The sequence below is a fragment of the Paenibacillus sp. FSL H7-0323 genome, assembly GCF_038002725.1.
Classification (GTDB): domain Bacteria; phylum Bacillota; class Bacilli; order Paenibacillales; family Paenibacillaceae; genus Paenibacillus_AQ; species Paenibacillus_AQ odorifer.
The window spans coordinates 2,107,546-2,124,182 of the sequence record NZ_JBBODB010000001.1; the positions used below are offsets into that span (position 1 = coordinate 2,107,546).

Sequence of the window (16,637 nt, forward strand, 5' to 3'; positions counted from 1 at the left end):
ACCAGCTCTATTTATTCACTTGCTGTTGATCTAGCCTATCCTCTTCTTCTTTAATACGGCTAATATCAATTCGTTCAAACAATAATTGTAAATCAGTAACCTGTTGGTAAGGGGGCACCGAGCAAGGCTGCCAATTCGGTAGTTCTAACGACAGGAACCCCCTGATCTTGTCACAAGAGAACGGTAGAAACGGATGCAACAAATTCGCTAAGTTCGCAATAATCTGCACACATGTGTATATTGCAGAATCACAAGAAACCTGATCCTCTTTTATCTGTATCCATGGTTTTTGCAGATCGAAATACTGGTTTGCCTTGCGCACATAAGAAAAAATAAACTCCAGCGCATCTTTTAGATTCCCAGCCTCAATAAGCCGTCCTGATTCCAGATACAAGAGGTCAATATTGTCCTTCCACCCCTTATCTAATTGCCCATTTGGCACTTTCCCTTCATAAAACTTATCTATAAAAGCCAATGAACGGTTCACAAAGTTACCAAATGCTCCAAGCAGCTCTCCATTATGGCTATAAATAAACTCTCTCCAGGAAAAATCCGTGTCCCGCTTCTCAGGTCCATTGGCAATTAAGAAATAACGAATAGAATCTGGCTGATACCGCTCTAAAATATCAGGTACCCAGACCGCCCAATTTCGGCTAGTGGAGAATTTCTGCCCTTCAAGGGTTAAATATTCGCTAGATATAATCCTGTCCGGTAAATGCAGACCTCCTGCTCCTAATAACACAGCCGGCCATATTAAAGTGTGAAATGGAATATTGTCTTTACCATGCACATAATAAGCGGTAATCGCCCCTTTTTCCTCTAACCAAAAATCCTCCCAGTTTCCTCCGGACTGTGCAGCCCACTGCTTACTGGCTGATAAATAACCACTTACCGCCTCAATCCAAACATAAATTTTTTTATCTTCAAATCCAGCCACAGGAACATCTACACCCCAAGACAAGTCTCTTGTTACCGCGCGGTCCTGCAGCTCTTCTTGTAAATAACGTTTGGTCAGTTTTATAGCGTTTTCTCTCCAAAATTGTGCTTCCTCTACATATTCCGTTAATTCAGACTGAAAATTAGATAAGCTAAGATAATAATGTTCTGTCGGCCTTTCTGTTGGTGTATTCCCACATAATTTGCAGACTCTGTCTAACAAATCGGCAGGATCTAGAATCGTAGAACAATAATCACATTGATCCCCTCGCGCCCGCTCACCACATACCGGACAAGTCCCTTCCACATATCTGTCTGGCAAAAAGCGCTGATCCACCTCGCAGTAACATTGAGCAATGGTTTTTTTATATAAATGACCATTCTCTAGCAGCTTTGTAAACAACGCTTGCACAACCTTATGATGCTGCTGTTGATCCGTTCGAGTATATAGATCATAACTAAATCCCAGCTGTTCAAAACACTTCAGAAACTCTTCATGATATCTGCTTGCAAAAGCTCCCGGCGTAATCCCTTCATTCGCAGCCTGAACTGCTACGGGTGTGCCATGGCAATCACTGCCTGATACATATAATACGTTATCCCCTTTGGAGCGAAAATATCGTGCCAGCACATCCCCAGGCAACACACTTGATAATCTCCCCAGATGTAAAGATCCATTCGCATACGGCCAAGCGCCACCTATAAACACATTACTCATTAACCTTCTCCTCCTTTTTTTAGACAACAAAAAACTCCCATCCACAAAGGACGAGAGTTCTACTCACGTGTTACCACCTAATTTTATAAATGCCTCATGACATTTACCTCTTCAGGTACGACGTTAATTAACGTTTATACCCTAGCACTGTAACGGATGCAGGTTCCGGCGCAGCCTACAACCCATAAGGTTTCGATGCGCAGCTCTGAGACCATATTCCCAAGGGTTTTCTTTACTCCTTTTCAGCGACCGGAGCTCTCTGTTGAAAGAATTGCCGTGGTACTCTTTCTCTTCTTTGCTTTTACATATTCAAGTTAGAGAAAATAATACTCAATTTGTTGTTTATTGTCAATGTGAAACATCAAGCTCTCTGTAACTTTTCCAGTTAATCTCCGTCTTTTATATAAATACGATACAAGGAGGTCCCTCAGTGAAAAAAGTAAATTTGCTTACACTCTCTGTTCTTTTACTAGCAGGAGTATGGGGTTGTTCCGATAATAAAGTTAATTCTGTTCCCAAAAGTGAACCCTATACTTCCAAAGAAGCCATCAGTAGAGGGGATATTGTTTCTTTTGAAAAAGTGTACAACCTCGATAAATTCGAGAAATTTATAACTAATCTCTCCAGCAAAAAAGCAGACAATATACGCGTTACAAGTTACACAGATGAAGGCGATCCCATATTTAAGGATTTAAAATTTGACGGTAACGTGATTAATTACAGCTATGATACTTCTAATGATGCATTTGGTGGAAGCAACACAGGAGTCAGAACCGATACCTGCTCCGAAGTGACGAGTAAAAAAAGCACACAAGGTGAAATTATCTATTCGATCAGCGGTTGCACAAATAATGACTCTGAAATTGATTACTACCTTTTTCGCACAACAAAATGAAATACTGAAATAAAAAAGACCACCCAATCATAATACAATTGGATGGTCTCTGTACTTCATATTATTTCATGATTTTGCAAATATCATTGGTGAACTGAACAGGATCACTAACCTGTAGACCTTCGATCAACAGGGCTTGGTTGTACAGCAGGTTCGTGTATAAACCGAGCTTTTCTTTGTCGTTCTCTGCTGCCGCCTTCAAGGACTGGAACACTTCGTGATGGATGTTGATTTCGAGTACCTTATCCGCTTGCACCTCTTGGCCATTCGGCATCGATTTCAGGATTTTTTCCATCTCGATTGTCAGTTCACCTTCAGCAGAGAGACATACCGGATGAGTCTTTAAACGTTTGGAAGCTTTGACATTTTTCACTTTGCCGGACAGGATGTCCTTCATCGCTTCAAAAAGCTCCTTGTTTTCGTTCTCTTCCGCTTCCGTTGGCTTGTCCGCTTCGTCGGCTTCGATCCCCAGATCTCCGCTGGATACGGATTTAAATTCTTTTTCCTTATAAGACTGAATCATCTTGATCGCAAATTCATCAATATCATCAGTGAAGTAGAGAATTTCATACCCTTTATCCGATACAAGCTCGGTTTGCGGGAGCTTCTCGATTCTGTCGATCGACTCTCCGGAAGCATAGTAGATATATTTCTGATCTTCTGGCATTCTTGAGACGTATTCGTCCAGCGTAACCAGCTTCTTCTCCTTAGAGGAGTAGAACATCAACAAATCTTGAAGGGTGTCTTTGTGCATCCCATAATCGTTATAGACACCAAACTTAAGCTGTCTGCCAAAAGCATTATAGAACTGCTCATATTTCTCTCTTTCATCCTTCAGCAGGCTTTGCAGTTGGCTTTTCACTTTATTCTTAATGTTCTTAGCGATCAGAGTCAGCTGACGGTCATGCTGGAGCATCTCTCTGGAAATGTTCAAGGAAAGATCCTCTGAGTCCACCATACCTTTTACAAAGCTGAAGTAATCAGGCAGCAGATCCGCACATTTGTTCATAATCAGCACACCATTGGAATAGAGCTCAAGACCTTTTTCATATTCCTTTGTGTAATAGTCAAACGGCGTATTTTCTGGAATGAACAGGATTGCATTGTACACTACAGCACCATCAGCACTGATATGAATATGTTTAAGCGGCTTATCGAAGCCGTAACGTTTCTCTGCATAGAAGTTATCATAGTCTTCTGTAGTCAGCTCGCTTTTGTTCTTGCGCCAGATAGGCACCATGCTGTTTACGGTTTGTTCTTGAATAACTTCTTCGAACTCGTTCTCCGTGCCTTCTTTTGGCTTTTGCTCCTTCACGTCCATTTTAATTGGGAAACGAATGAAGTCGGAGTATTTTTTAATGATGGATTTCAGGCGGTATTCTTCCAAATATTCATCATATTGATCTTCTTCCGTATTCTCTTTAATCTTCAAAATCACATCAGTGCCGACAGAATCCTTCTCGACAGTCTCGATGGTATAGCCGTCAGCGCCCTTAGACTCCCATTTAAAGGCCTCGTCACTGCCTAATGCCTTACTGATCACTATAACGTCATCAGCCACCATAAACGCAGCGTAGAAGCCCACCCCGAACTGCCCGATGATGTTGTGGCCATCTTTAGCTTCGTTCTCTTTCTTAAAAGCAAGAGATCCACTCTTCGCGATTGTACCTAAGTTATTCTCCAGCTCCTCTTGTGTCATCCCGATACCTGTATCGGAAATCGTCAAGGTTCTGTTCGCCTTATCGGCGGTCACTTTAATATAATAATCCTCTTTATTGAAGACCAGGCCTTCATCAGCTAATGCTTTGTAATAGATCTTATCAATCGCATCACTTGCATTGGAAATCAGCTCACGCAGGAATATTTCCCGTTGTGTATAAATGGAGTTAATCATCATTTCCAGCAATCTTTTCGATTCGGCTTTAAACTCTTTTTTGGCCATGAATAAATAAATCTCCTTTCAAAATAACCTTCTTATCCAGCACATCGTGATTAGCACTCTTCTTAGATGAGTGCTAATTCTTCTTTTTATATAACATAAACTCATTTTCAATGTCAATATTTACAGCGACTTTCATTAAATAAAGCTGTATTTTGCATACAAATTTAGGATTTGATCGATAAATAACATTCAACTTGCACATAGGATGATTCTATGTTTTAAATAGATTAGATACATAAATTACAAATAAAGGTCTAGCATCTTCTCTGGAGGGATTCAAATGCATGAACAAGTACAGTCCATTGTAAATTCTTCAGCAACAAGTCCCATTAAGAATTTGATTGGCAGTGTATTTATCCCCGTACACGATATTGAAAAAGCCCGTAACTGGTATTGCCAAGTCCTAGGACTCCAAGAAGCAGATCATTCGATTATAAACGGTCATTTATGTCCGTTAACTATGCAAGGAAGCACTGGGATCATTCTGGACACCATGCCCATGTGGGGAGGTTTAGAGCCTGAAGGGGCTCCTCCAATTACAACACCTGCTCTTATGCTTATAACCGATGATCTGCAAGCCTCTTTCAACTATATAAAGGAGCTCGGTGTAGATATAGTAACCGAAATTCAAGATCAAAAATGGTTTGTAGTAAAAGACCCTGATGGGAATAAACTAATGATTTGCAAACAGCATTTGGATTAAAAATTGCAGTGGTTGTGATTTCCACTTCTTAGGGTGCATCAGAAGCTGCAGATCAAAATGAATTTCGGGATGAACAAAGGACAGCTCAGCCAAGCTTCCCCGTTCAATTTCTTCCTCTGCCACGATTTTGGGTAACAAAGCAATTCCAAGACCATTCATTACACAACGTTTAATGGCCTCCAGATTCGAAAGCTCAAAACCTATGCGGAATATGATCCCGTGCTCTTTTAACAAATTCTCGAACAAACTCCGGTAAATACAGCTTTCCTCCGAGACTATTAGCTCACAGTTATTCAGATCCTGTAGGGTTACCGTATCCATCTGGGCAAGCGGATGATGAATGGGAGCTATCAAAACAAGTGGCTCATCTCTGACGATCGTACGCTCAAGGATGGAATCCGCAGTGGTGCGATCCAACATTAAGCCTAGATCTACTTCGCCATCTTTTATTTTGGCAAGAAGATTAGCTTCCTGCATCGTTTGCAGATGAATATCCAGCTTCGGAAATTTAGTCCTTAGCTGCTGCAGGTAAGGAGGTAAATAAAAGGCCGCTAAAGAATCTATCGTCCCAATAGTTAGCGTACCTCCGATTTGCTGGGCGATGGTTTCTTTTGAACGATCATATAAATCCAAAATCTCCACGAACAGCTTCAATAACTCTTCTCCTGGCGGGGTAAGCCGCAGCTGACGGCCATGCCTCTCTATTAGAGGTACTCCATATTCCTTTTCTATCTTCTGTATCTGCATCGTCACACTTGATTGTGCATATCCCAATTCTTCAGCAGCTCGCGTAAAGCTCTGACGTTTAGCCACCTCGCGGAAGGTTCGTAAATAGGTTAAATCCATTACCTCACCCTAACATCAATATTTTTGATGATCCATATCATTTATTATAGCTAACGACGATGCTACTTTCCATGGTAAAGTGTATGTAGAGGAATTAAAATATTTTGGAGGCCGATAATTTATGCTTACAGAACAACAGATTTATGGAGTTTATGTCCCCGTGGTCACCCCGTTCAATGCTGCTGGTGAAGTTGATTTGGATTCGTATCAGCGTTATGTAAAGAACATTATTAACAACAGCATACAAGGTCTGGTCGTTAATGGAACCACCGGAGAATCGCCCACTGTAACCGTAAATGAAATGCAGCTTCTAGTAAACACTTCCCGTGAGCTTCTACAATCCACATCAATCCCCTTAGTAGTTGGTACAGGTACCAATGATACAGCCTCTACGGTTGCACGCACGGAAATTGCTGCAAACCTTGGTGCTGATTGTGCACTAGTAGTCGTACCTTATTATAGTCGTCCTTCACAAGAGGGTATCATTGCCCATTTCCGCAAAGCAGCAGAAGTAGGCATACCAATCATGGCTTATGATATTCCAAGTCGTACAGGTACGGCCATGACGGTAGATACTGCACGTACAATCCTAGAAATGAATAATGTTGTCGGTTTAAAAGACTGCTCAGGCAGTACAAAAATGGTTACAGAGTTAGTCCGTACAGGTGCTAAACCTGTGCTTGGCGGTGATGATTCCCTCTTTTATGAAATGCTTAGCTGCGGAGCAGCTGGGGGGATGCTCGCTACTGCCAACGTTTTCCCGGCAGAATGCCTTCGTATCTTTGAAGCCTTTACATCTGGTCAAGTGGACTTCGCTAAAGAAAGCTTTGAACAACTACTGCCGATCATCCGCCTATTGTTCAAGGAATCGAATCCCGCTCCAATTAAATGGATGCTTAGCCAAAACGGCCTACTGTCCTCGGATACGCTTCGCCTCCCTATGACTTCCATCAGCGCAGGACTTCAGCAAGAACTGAGCCCCTATGTTCAGGACAATACAATTGAAGCAACCGCATAAATGATATAACAACAGCCGTTGTACAGTGAGGAACTGTTTAGCGGCTGTTTTTTGTTGTAAATTATCAGGAAATAAAACATAAAAAACCATCAGATTTACTCTGACGGTTTTTTTATTTTGCTATAGAAACGATACGCATTCAAACTAACTTATCTGCTGCTCGTTTTTTGTCTTCCTTTTGTGAACCACTCGGACTTTGGCTTCAATGGAGGGTTAGACTTAGGTTTTGCTTTAGCTGGTTTAGATGCCGCTGATTTTGTTGCTGCCGGTTTTGTTGCTGCCGGTTTTGTTGCCGCAGGTTTAGCAGTTGCTGGTTTGGAATTCGACGGTCTGGAAGACGATGGTCTGGAAGCTGCTGCTTTCGAACCTGACGGTTTCGCCGAACGATCTGTCTTCATTTGCGTTTTACGAGACATCGGATAAGGATGGTCCTTAACTTCCGGAATCGATTTTCCAATCAATTTTTCAATATCTTTAAGGAAAGGAAGCTCTTCAGCTTCGCAAAAAGAAATTGCCGTTCCGCTCAATCCCGCTCTGCCTGTACGACCGATCCGGTGCACATAGGTTTCCGGAATGTTCGGTAAGTTGAAGTTGATTACGTGAGACAGCTCATCAATATCAATTCCCCGGGCAGCTATATCCGTAGCTACGAGAACACGAGTCGCACCGCTTTTAAAATTCCGCAAGGCGTTCTGGCGATCATTTTGAGATTTATTGCCGTGTATGGCTTGAGCAGCAATGTTCACTTTAGCCAGATCGCGGGTAACACGGTCTGCACCACGTTTGGTACGAGTAAACACCAAAGCTGAGACGATGGATTTATCCTGTAACAGCAGGTTCAATTGGTTTTGCTTATTTCCGTTCTCTAATAAATAGATCGATTGATTGATTCTATCCGCAGTAGATGACACGGGTGTGATTTCTACCTTCACTGGATTCACAAGCAATGTTTTGATCAATTTAGAAATCTCAGTTGGCATCGTTGCCGAGAAAAACAGAGTCTGCTTCTTCGTAGGCATTTTGGCGATGATTCGTTTCACATCATGAATAAAGCCCATATCCAGCATCCGGTCAGCTTCATCCAGAACTAAAATTTGTACATATTGCAGATCTACACGTTTCTGATTGATCAGGTCGATAAGTCTACCAGGTGTAGCAATAAGAATATCGGCACCTTGATTCAGTGCGCGCTCTTGCACTTTCTGTGACACACCGCCAACAATGGCAGCTGAGCGGATATCTGTATATTGGCTATACGCTTTTATGTTATCAGCAATTTGAATCGCTAGTTCTCTTGTCGGTGTTAAAATCAACGAGCGAATGCGTCGCACATTATTGGATTTGTTTGGGCTCGATTGTTCGCTTAGCAATTGAATAATAGGCACGGAAAATGCAGCTGTTTTTCCTGTTCCCGTTTGCGCGCATCCAAGTAAATCTCTACCCGCTAATACAGCTGGAATCGACTGCTCCTGTATTGGTGTAGGTGATGTATAGTTTTCTTTGCTTAAAGCCTTCAAAATTGCAGGCACAATATTCAGTTCATTAAATGTCATTGGGTCTCCTTAATTTCTAATACATATATTCTTAACAATAAATCCTTTTGTCACGTCATAAACCATAATCATAACACAATAAGTTACATAATAATAGATTTTCTTTATCATCACACCAATTTTCATTAAAAATCCATTTCAGGATACTATCCGTTCTGCTCTTACAGAAATATTTTTACTAACCGTAAAATACTCCTCCTCAATTTATCCTGCGGCGTATCTTTTGTTGAGCCTGCTGAGACTATTGAGACTGCTGAGACTATTGAGACTGCTGAGTCTGCTGAGTCTGCTGAGTCTGCTGAGACTGCTGAGTCTGCTGAGCCTGTTGAGCCTGTTGAGCCTGGAGACTGCTGAGCCATCGGACTCAGACGCCCTTATTTTGAAAATTCGTGGATTTTGGACATGCTATCGGACTCAGATGCAGTTATTCACACCTTCGAAGCCCAATTCAGTACAAATATAAGGCAATAAGAGCTATGCAGTCCGAAACCTTGGCAAAATAGATCAAAATGCTGAAATAGCTGCAATACAGTCCGATAAGTACAAGCCGTCGGGTAAGCCACACAATCCTTACAGCACGCCGATCAACCACACAATCCTTACAGCACGCCGATCAGACACACAATCCTTACAGCACGCCGAGCAGCCACACAATCCTTACAGCACGCCGAGCAGACACGTAATCCTTATAGCACGCCGATCAGACACGCATTCCTTAAAGCACACAGATCAGCCACACAATCCTTACAGCACGCCGATCAACCACACAATCCTTACAGCACGCCGATCAGACACACAATCCCTACAGCACGCCGATCAGCCACGCAATCTTTACAGCACGCAGATCAGACACGCAAAAAAAGCGGAGGATTTCTCCCCCGCTTCTTATCTTTGCTATAACTATGATGACTATTCTACGATTTCAGCAGTATCGCCGTTGTTGGCACCTGCAGCGTTAGCTTCGTCAGTGTCAATATGCATATCCAGTTTAAAGCTGTCTGATACGCGTGCAATTACGTTCTCCAATACGAGACCACGGTCGCCTCCGAGGCGAACTTTAAGCAATTGCTTATCAGCAATGCCCCAAGCTTCAGCTTCAGAAGTATGGAAGTGAATGTGACGAGCGGCGATGATAACGCCTTGTTCCAATTCTACTTCGCCAGCAGGTCCTTTAAGCGTAATGCCAGGTGTTCCATCAATATTTCCAGATTCGCGAACTGGAGCTTTCACGCCAAGTGCGAAGGAGTCAGTACGGGAAATTTCTAATTGGGAAGCCGGACGAGCAGGTCCCAAAATTCTTACTTTGTCAAATTTACCTTTGCTGCCGATAACTGCTACTTGCTCATTTGCTGCAAACTGTCCTGGTTGAGAGAGGGGTTTGAACTCCGTTAGTTGATATCCTGGGCCAAACAAAGCCTCCACATGCTCTTGCGTAAGGTGAATATGTCTAGCCGACACACCTACGGGTACAGTCTTACTCATAGTAAAGTCACTCCTTGTATTTTCTCTAGTATCTGTACAAGCCATTAACCATTATACATCTTCTTAACCAAAAATAAAAAGCCCCACATCATAACGAGGGCCTTTTTTTCGACAATTCATACTTTTAGAGCAGGATTGTCATGATTTAGACACCTGAGAAGGTAAGTTTGTGCGCAGGTAGGAGACCGCATTCTCATATAACCAACCTTTTACGGAAGCTTCTGGATAGTAACGAAGCAGGTGCTCCGCGAGCTCAGGGTATTTTCCCGGATGCTCCATGTTCTCTACCCAATTGTCAATGCCGTCAAAATCCGAACCAAACATCATATGTTTCTCGCCACCTAGACTACATACATGATCAATATGCTTTAATAAATCATCCATACGAGCTTTTCCATCATCACATACAAACCACGGATAAAAGGTCAGGCCCATTCTTCCGTCCATTGCAATCAAAGCTTTAATCTGTTCATCATTTAAATTTCTAACATGCCCACAGATTGCTGCGGCGTTCGAATGGGAAGCTATAAACGGACGTGTGCTTAAGTCGGCTAGCTCCCAAAAACCTGCCTGAGACAAATGCGACACATCAAGCAGCATTCCACTGTCGTTGCACCATTCGATCAGCATTCGCCCTTTTTCCGTAAATCCGCCGTTGCGCTGCTCCAGAACACCGTCCGCTGCCCAATTGGCATAATTCCAAGTGATTCCCAAAAACCGCACGCCAAGCTCAAAGCAGAGCTGTGCATAAAACAAGTTCCCTTCTAGACCGTCTACACCCTCCAGAGAGAGCATTCCCCATGGGGATGCTCCAGCTGTTCGTTTTCCTACCTCCTCCTTCCAACGCAGCCACTGAAGGCTCTCTGCGCCTATTATTTTTTGCCGGAACAAATCAATTTGTCCTAAAACATTCTCAAAGCTAGGTCTTCCTCTACTTGCCGAAAGGTATATTGCAAAAATCTGCAATTCCACACCGCCCGCTACCAGCCGCTCTCCGGTAACATCCAGCCGAGGATCATTCTTAAAATCCATATCTGGTGATGCTTGCATTTTACTCAGCACATCACAATGAAAATCCGCAACCTGTAGCTTATCGGTTCTCATCCCAAGCCCTCGCTTTCATGCAGCCCTATTCCAGATTCTATGCTTAAAAACGCCAGACTATATACGAAAAGCAAAAAACCTGTTTACATAAGTAAACAGGTTCATCCGTTCTATGCTTCTATTATCTGGGTTCTACAATCAATTTAATCGCGGTTCGATCCTCTCCATCAATCACAATGTCTGTAAATGCCGGAATGCAGATCAAATCTACTCCGCTTGGTGCAACAAATCCCCGGGCAATGGCAACTGCTTTGACTGCTTGATTCAGTGCTCCAGCTCCAATAGCTTGTAATTCGGCCGATCCACGTTCACGAAGAACACCTGCTAAAGCGCCGGCGACGGAATTTGGATTGGATTTAGCTGATACTTTTAATACATCCATAGTAAGTACCTCCCCTGGGAAAATAATGGTGTTCTTCCACTACTTTAGATGTTATTCGCGAGAGAAGAAATAATTCCTTCTTTTTGCGGACTACTCTGGAGAAAATGGTACAATAGATACTCTTTTTCGATATAATAAATATCACACTTTACCCTTATTCGGCGAAATTACCCGGAAAATCACTTATCTTATCCTACTACTAGCTCATTACCCATTCATCTTCACGTAGCCGTATTTTCTCCAGACGGATAGCCGCGCCAGTATTCTCATCTAACTCTGCAAATAAACCGTGAAGCTGCCATTTGCCTTCATCAACAACAAATCGTGCTGGAAGCTGTGTAGTGAACTTATAAAGTACTGCATCTCTTTCCATACCCAGAATCCCTTCGCTTGAACCAACCATGCCCGCATCGGTCAAGTAAGCCGTTCCACCCGGCAAAATCACATCATCATTCGTCTGAACGTGAGTATGGGTCCCTACTACAATTGATGCGCGACCATCCATGAAATAGCCCATGGCGATTTTCTCAGAGGTAACCTCTGCATGGAAATCAACGAGAATGCATTTATGATCTCTACGTAGCTCTTCCACAATTTCTTCACCCACACGGAAAGGACAATCAATCGCAGGCAAAAATGTACGGCCTTGCAAGTTAACTATTGCCAGCTCTTTGCCGTTACCTTTAACAACTGTATATCCTCTTCCCGGTGTTCCTGGAGGAAAATTAGCAGGACGGATAATCCGGGCCTCGTCGTCGATAAACTCGAAGATATCCTTGTTGTCCCATGTGTGATTGCCCATGGTGATTCCGTGAACACCCCAGTTAAAAAATTCATTTGCGATCGCTTTAGTAATACCTCTACCGGCAGCAGAATTTTCACCGTTAACTATGATTATATGTGGTTGATATTTGCTTTTTAATGAGGGCAACATCTCCCGAAGTGCCTTCCTGCCTACACTACCTACGATATCTCCAATGAATAGTACTTTAATGTTTCTCTCCTCCTAATCTTAACCTCTTCATCTAGCGGAAAAGTCTTCATATTTAAAAGAAAAAAGGCCCCGCTTAGGGGCCAATTTTCATCAAATATAAGAAAGTATAAGTTATATCTTATCCTTTAACCTTATATTCCTAGCAGAAACATATACCAGGAAACGATCATAAATATCGTTATTTCCAAAGCGTATGTTATCTACTTATTGCCTATTTAGCGTATTCAACAGCCCGTGTCTCACGAATAACGGTAACCTTGATATGTCCTGGATAATCCAGTTCACTTTCAATCATCTTCGTAATATCGCGAGCAAGACGGAATGCCTCTGCATCGTCAATCTTCTCTGGCTGTACCATCACGCGCACCTCACGGCCCGCTTGAATAGCAAATGATTTCTCAACGCCTTCGAATGACTCTGAGATTTCTTCCAGTTTCTCTAGACGTTTAATATACGTTTCCAGTGTTTCACGGCGAGCACCAGGTCTAGCAGCCGACAATGCGTCAGCGGCACCAACCAACATAGCAATAACCGAGGTAGCTTCGCAGTCTCCATGATGAGATGCGATACTGTTGATAACAACCGGATGTTCTTTATATTTCTTCGCTAGTTCAACGCCGATCTCAACATGCGAACCTTCCACTTCATGATCCAGCGCTTTGCCGATATCATGGAGTAATCCTGCACGTTTTGCAAGCACGATGTCTTCCCCAAGCTCACCGGCCATCAGTCCTGTTAAATAAGCAACCTCCATGGAGTGCTTCAATACATTTTGACCATAGCTTGTACGGAATTTCAGACGCCCCAGAATCTTGATCAAATCTGGATGCAAACCGTGAACGCCCACTTCGAAAGTAGCTTGTTCACCATATTCCCGAATCCGTTCGTCCACTTCTTTGCGGGATTTCTCCACCATCTCTTCAATACGAGCGGGGTGAATACGTCCATCAGCCACCAATTTCTCAAGTGCCGTACGGGCCACTTCACGGCGGATTGGATCAAATCCTGACAAAATAACTGCTTCCGGCGTATCATCAATAATGAGGTCGATACCTGTAAGAGTTTCCAAAGCACGAATATTACGGCCTTCACGACCGATAATCCGACCTTTCATCTCTTCATTCGGCAACGTAACAACTGAAACCGTTGTTTCCGCTACGTGATCAGCTGCACAGCGTTGGATAGCGAGTGTGATGATTTCACGGGATTTCTTATCCGCTTCTTCTTTCGCCTGCTGTTCAATTTCTTTGATCATTTGTGCCGTTTCATGGCGAACTTCTTGCTCAACATTGCTAAGAATGATACTTCTTGCATCTTCGATGCTTAAATTGGAGATACGTTCCAATTCAGTGACTTGGTTTTTGTAAATAACATCAATTTGCTGTTGGGTTTCATCAATTCGTTTCTCTTTGTTAGCTACTTGTTCTTCTTTTCTTTCAAGCGATTCCATTTTTTTATCCAGAGATTCTTCCTTTTGCAGCAAACGTCTCTCTTGCCGTTGGATTTCATTCCGACGTTCACGAGTTTCTTTCTCAGCTTCAGTACGGATTCTATGGACTTCGTCCTTAGCTTCCAATACTGTTTCTTTCTTCAGCGCCTCAGCGTCCTTCTTCGCATTCTCAACGATGACAACGGCTTCTCTTTCTGCGCTTTGGATTTTAGCTTCTGCAAGGGATTTACGAATAAAATAACCGAACCCAAAGAATATTGCAGCTACAACGAGAACGATAATGACCCAGATCCATGATTCCAGCATCTGTTCACCTCCTCGTTGGTTCCTCTCCAAGGTATATCCCTGGGAATTGTGCAGTTGTTTAACTATCCGTTCATCACCATACAAAAAACCGGTAAACAACCGATTGCCATACTGCACATGCTGCACATGCACACTGCCCGCCTTATCCGGCGATTACATTTCATATGAGTTGTACGTGAACCGTTTAAAACAGTCTCCTTTTTGGGAAGGAAAAAGGATTCTAATTTTATGCCGATTCATGTTATATTTTATTATTTATAAAAAGACATTGTCAAGAGAGTCGATATACGCATTAATGTCAAGAGAATCAGTGATTCTAGTAAAACTCCTCATCTTCACCTTCATAATTGTCTTCCGCAAGTAAAGTATTGATCACTTGGCGAACCATATCGCCCGAAAATCCACGGCGCATAAGGAAGGCTCCAGTCTTTCTTCGCTTATCTGAAGCTTCTCCACGGATGAGATTCCATTTCTTGCGCCCAGTTTCGAGTGCGCTCTCCAGCTCTTGTTCAGGAGTAATATTCTCCAAAGCTTCCGATATAAGGGTTTTGTCAATCCCTTTCTCACGTAGCTCTTGTCGAATCCACATCTTCCCTTTCCGCTGGTTCGCTATTCGTTGCTCTGCCCATTGCTTAGCATATAAAGGGTCATCAAGAAGTCTTTCCTCCTGCAGCCGCTGCACCACTTCCGCAATAATAGTCTCTCCTATTTCCTTCTGGCGTAAACGGCGAGTCATTTCTATAGCGGTGCGTGGTTTACGTTCTAGATAACGGAGGCCTTCTACATAAGCTCGTTGACGCTCATCAGCTACAACAATTTCAACCAAATCAGCCTTCATAAAAGAATTACCAGTAATCATTCGATATTTAATCATGACGTCCTCGTGCACAGTCATGTTATATGCTCCGAAATGTATGATATAACGGTGGTCAGATTTCTTTTGACGTTCTACTTTAGTGATCTCTAAGAGTTCTCCTTCAGGAAAATCAGATAACACCTGCTCATCTTGTTCTTCTGCTTCAAAATCCAGTTGTATTACCATAGTTGTTTGTCACCTCGTAGCAATAGATCGGTTATCGTCTTACTTTCGTTACTTGTTAAGAAAAGACACCCTGCAACAATCAATCACAGGGCGTCCTATTGCTTAATATACTATTCGATTTCGAGAAGCAATTTCTCTTCTTCTTCTTGCTCTGCAATAATATCTTCATTCTTCGGCGCAGCAACAATAGTGGATAAATTACTTGCTTCACGGATCTTATTCTCAATAATAAGGGCAATATCCTGATGTTCCTTCAAAAACTGTTTAGCATTCTCACGGCCTTGACCGAGACGCTCGCCTTCGTAGGAATACCATGCACCACTCTTATTCACGATATCCATTTCAGTACCGATATCTACAAGACTTCCCTCTTTGGAAATCCCTTCACCATACATAATATCAACATCAGCCTGTTTAAATGGAGGAGCTACTTTATTCTTCACAATCTTGATCTTAGTACGGTTACCAACCACATCGTTCCCCATCTTGATGCTCTCTACGCGACGTACATCTAAACGTACAGAAGAGTAGAATTTCAATGCACGACCACCCGGAGTTGTCTCAGGGTTACCGAACATAACACCGATCTTCTCACGAAGCTGGTTGATAAAGATAGCGATCGTATTGGATTTGCTAATGGCACCAGAAAGCTTACGAAGTGCTTGAGACATCAAGCGAGCCTGCAATCCGACGTGGGAATCACCCATATCGCCTTCAATTTCAGCCTTAGGTACCAAAGCAGCAACGGAGTCAACGACAATAATATCAACGGCTCCACTACGAACAAGTGCTTCGGCGATTTCCAGCGCTTGTTCACCCGTGTCTGGCTGAGAAAGCAGCAATTCATCGATATTTACGCCCAAGTTACGTGCATATTTCGGATCAAGCGCATGCTCGGCATCGATAAATGCAGCTTGTCCGCCTTGTCTTTGCACTTCTGCAATAGCATGAAGAGCAACTGTTGTTTTACCTGAAGATTCCGGTCCATATACTTCAATAATACGTCCCTTTGGAAGTCCGCCTATACCTAACGCAATATCAAGTGCCAAAGATCCGCTAGGTACAACTTCCACTTGCATATGCGTGGATTCTCCCAGTTTCATTACCGAACCTTTACCAAATTGTTTTTCTATTTGACGAAGCGCCATATCAAGCGCTGCACGACGATCTGACAATCAGACCACTTCCTTCACTGTTTATAGTAATATAATAACGTGTTTTTAAGGTCTTGCCAAGCTTTTTTTCGAACATACATTCGTTTTTTTT

14 protein-coding genes and 1 other annotated feature are annotated in these 16,637 nt (G+C 42.8%); of the genes, 3 read left to right on the forward strand and 11 right to left on the reverse strand.

Going from position 1 to position 16,637, the window contains the following annotated elements; genetic code table 11:
- Positions 1 to 7: 7 nt before the first annotated feature.
- The gene (metG, locus tag MHH89_RS09535) at positions 8 to 1,654 is read right to left on the reverse strand and encodes a methionine--tRNA ligase (RefSeq protein WP_076304466.1); all 1,647 of its coding nucleotides are present in this window, start codon (positions 1,652 to 1,654) and stop codon (positions 8 to 10) included.
- 43 nt (positions 1,655 to 1,697) lie between these two features.
- Positions 1,698 to 1,959: a binding site (T-box leader), on the reverse strand.
- 125 nt (positions 1,960 to 2,084) lie between these two features.
- On the opposite strand from metG, the gene MHH89_RS09540 reads away from it, so the two are divergent.
- Complete coding sequence (locus MHH89_RS09540) at positions 2,085 to 2,549, forward strand: DUF4362 domain-containing protein (protein ID WP_076301612.1); 465 nt, start codon at positions 2,085 to 2,087, stop codon at positions 2,547 to 2,549.
- Between the two features lie 61 nt (positions 2,550 to 2,610).
- Here the strand turns inward: MHH89_RS09540 and htpG are convergent, their stop codons facing one another.
- Entirely contained in the window at positions 2,611 to 4,491 is a 1,881-nt protein-coding gene (gene htpG, locus MHH89_RS09545; protein WP_076127889.1) for a molecular chaperone HtpG, read from the reverse strand.
- Positions 4,492 to 4,771: 280 nt separating this feature from the next.
- Between htpG and MHH89_RS09550 the strand changes: the two genes are divergently transcribed.
- A complete protein-coding gene (locus MHH89_RS09550; protein WP_076279622.1) occupies positions 4,772 to 5,194 on the forward strand; it encodes a VOC family protein in 423 nt (140 codons plus the stop codon).
- Here MHH89_RS09550 and MHH89_RS09555 read toward each other — a convergent pair.
- Positions 5,165 to 6,040 (reverse strand): LysR family transcriptional regulator, encoded by an 876-nt coding sequence (locus tag MHH89_RS09555; RefSeq protein WP_076127886.1) that lies wholly within the window; start codon positions 6,038 to 6,040, stop codon positions 5,165 to 5,167. The genes MHH89_RS09550 and MHH89_RS09555 overlap by 30 nt on opposite strands.
- Before the next feature lie 121 nt (positions 6,041 to 6,161).
- Between MHH89_RS09555 and dapA the strand changes: the two genes are divergently transcribed.
- Positions 6,162 to 7,058, forward strand: coding sequence for a 4-hydroxy-tetrahydrodipicolinate synthase (gene dapA, locus MHH89_RS09560; protein WP_076179900.1), 897 nt, complete (start codon positions 6,162 to 6,164; stop codon positions 7,056 to 7,058).
- Between the two features lie 149 nt (positions 7,059 to 7,207).
- On the opposite strand, the gene MHH89_RS09565 is transcribed toward dapA, so the two are convergent.
- The 8 genes from MHH89_RS09565 to recA form a co-directional block, all read right to left on the reverse strand.
- On the reverse strand, positions 7,208 to 8,611 hold the full coding sequence (locus tag MHH89_RS09565) for a DEAD/DEAH box helicase (RefSeq protein WP_081386340.1): 1,404 nt from the start codon (positions 8,609 to 8,611) through the stop codon (positions 7,208 to 7,210).
- Between the two features lie 909 nt (positions 8,612 to 9,520).
- Complete coding sequence (gene pduL / locus MHH89_RS09570; protein ID WP_036688383.1) at positions 9,521 to 10,093, reverse strand: phosphate propanoyltransferase; 573 nt, start codon at positions 10,091 to 10,093, stop codon at positions 9,521 to 9,523.
- 138 nt (positions 10,094 to 10,231) lie between these two features.
- The gene (locus tag MHH89_RS09575) at positions 10,232 to 11,197 is read right to left on the reverse strand and encodes a dipeptidase (RefSeq protein WP_341086944.1); all 966 of its coding nucleotides are present in this window, start codon (positions 11,195 to 11,197) and stop codon (positions 10,232 to 10,234) included.
- A gap of 121 nt (positions 11,198 to 11,318) precedes the next feature.
- Positions 11,319 to 11,579, reverse strand: a complete 261-nt coding sequence (locus tag MHH89_RS09580; RefSeq protein WP_019910496.1) for a stage V sporulation protein S — start codon at positions 11,577 to 11,579, stop codon at positions 11,319 to 11,321.
- 199 nt (positions 11,580 to 11,778) lie between these two features.
- Positions 11,779 to 12,573, reverse strand: coding sequence for a TIGR00282 family metallophosphoesterase (locus tag MHH89_RS09585; protein WP_076218617.1), 795 nt, complete (start codon positions 12,571 to 12,573; stop codon positions 11,779 to 11,781).
- 211 nt (positions 12,574 to 12,784) lie between these two features.
- Positions 12,785 to 14,329: a ribonuclease Y gene (rny, locus tag MHH89_RS09590; protein ID WP_370510565.1), complete on the reverse strand. Its 1,545-nt coding sequence runs from the start codon at positions 14,327 to 14,329 to the stop codon at positions 12,785 to 12,787.
- A gap of 316 nt (positions 14,330 to 14,645) precedes the next feature.
- On the reverse strand, positions 14,646 to 15,371 hold the full coding sequence (locus MHH89_RS09595) for a regulatory protein RecX (protein WP_341086946.1): 726 nt from the start codon (positions 15,369 to 15,371) through the stop codon (positions 14,646 to 14,648).
- Positions 15,372 to 15,481: 110 nt separating this feature from the next.
- Entirely contained in the window at positions 15,482 to 16,546 is a 1,065-nt protein-coding gene (gene recA / locus MHH89_RS09600; protein ID WP_076127879.1) for a recombinase RecA, read from the reverse strand.
- Between the last annotated feature and the right edge of the window lie 91 nt (positions 16,547 to 16,637).

Excerpts from the sequence above, each read along its gene's own strand:
- metG (WP_076304466.1), bottom strand. The coding sequence starts at position 1,654 with ATGAGTAATGTGTTTATAGGTGGCGCTTGGCCGTATGCGAATGGATCT.
- MHH89_RS09575 (WP_341086944.1), bottom strand. The coding sequence starts at position 11,197 with ATGAGAACCGATAAGCTACAGGTTGCGGATTTTCATTGTGATGTGCTG.
- MHH89_RS09555 (WP_076127886.1), bottom strand. The coding sequence starts at position 6,040 with ATGGATTTAACCTATTTACGAACCTTCCGCGAGGTGGCTAAACGTCAG.
- dapA (WP_076179900.1), top strand. The coding sequence starts at position 6,162 with ATGCTTACAGAACAACAGATTTATGGAGTTTATGTCCCCGTGGTCACC.
- MHH89_RS09550 (WP_076279622.1), top strand. The coding sequence starts at position 4,772 with ATGCATGAACAAGTACAGTCCATTGTAAATTCTTCAGCAACAAGTCCC.
- htpG (WP_076127889.1), bottom strand. The coding sequence starts at position 4,491 with ATGGCCAAAAAAGAGTTTAAAGCCGAATCGAAAAGATTGCTGGAAATG.
- MHH89_RS09595 (WP_341086946.1), bottom strand. The coding sequence starts at position 15,371 with ATGGTAATACAACTGGATTTTGAAGCAGAAGAACAAGATGAGCAGGTG.
- MHH89_RS09580 (WP_019910496.1), bottom strand. The coding sequence starts at position 11,579 with ATGGATGTATTAAAAGTATCAGCTAAATCCAATCCAAATTCCGTCGCC.
- pduL (WP_036688383.1), bottom strand. The coding sequence starts at position 10,093 with ATGAGTAAGACTGTACCCGTAGGTGTGTCGGCTAGACATATTCACCTT.
- MHH89_RS09565 (WP_081386340.1), bottom strand. The coding sequence starts at position 8,611 with ATGACATTTAATGAACTGAATATTGTGCCTGCAATTTTGAAGGCTTTA.
- rny (WP_370510565.1), bottom strand. The coding sequence starts at position 14,329 with ATGCTGGAATCATGGATCTGGGTCATTATCGTTCTCGTTGTAGCTGCA.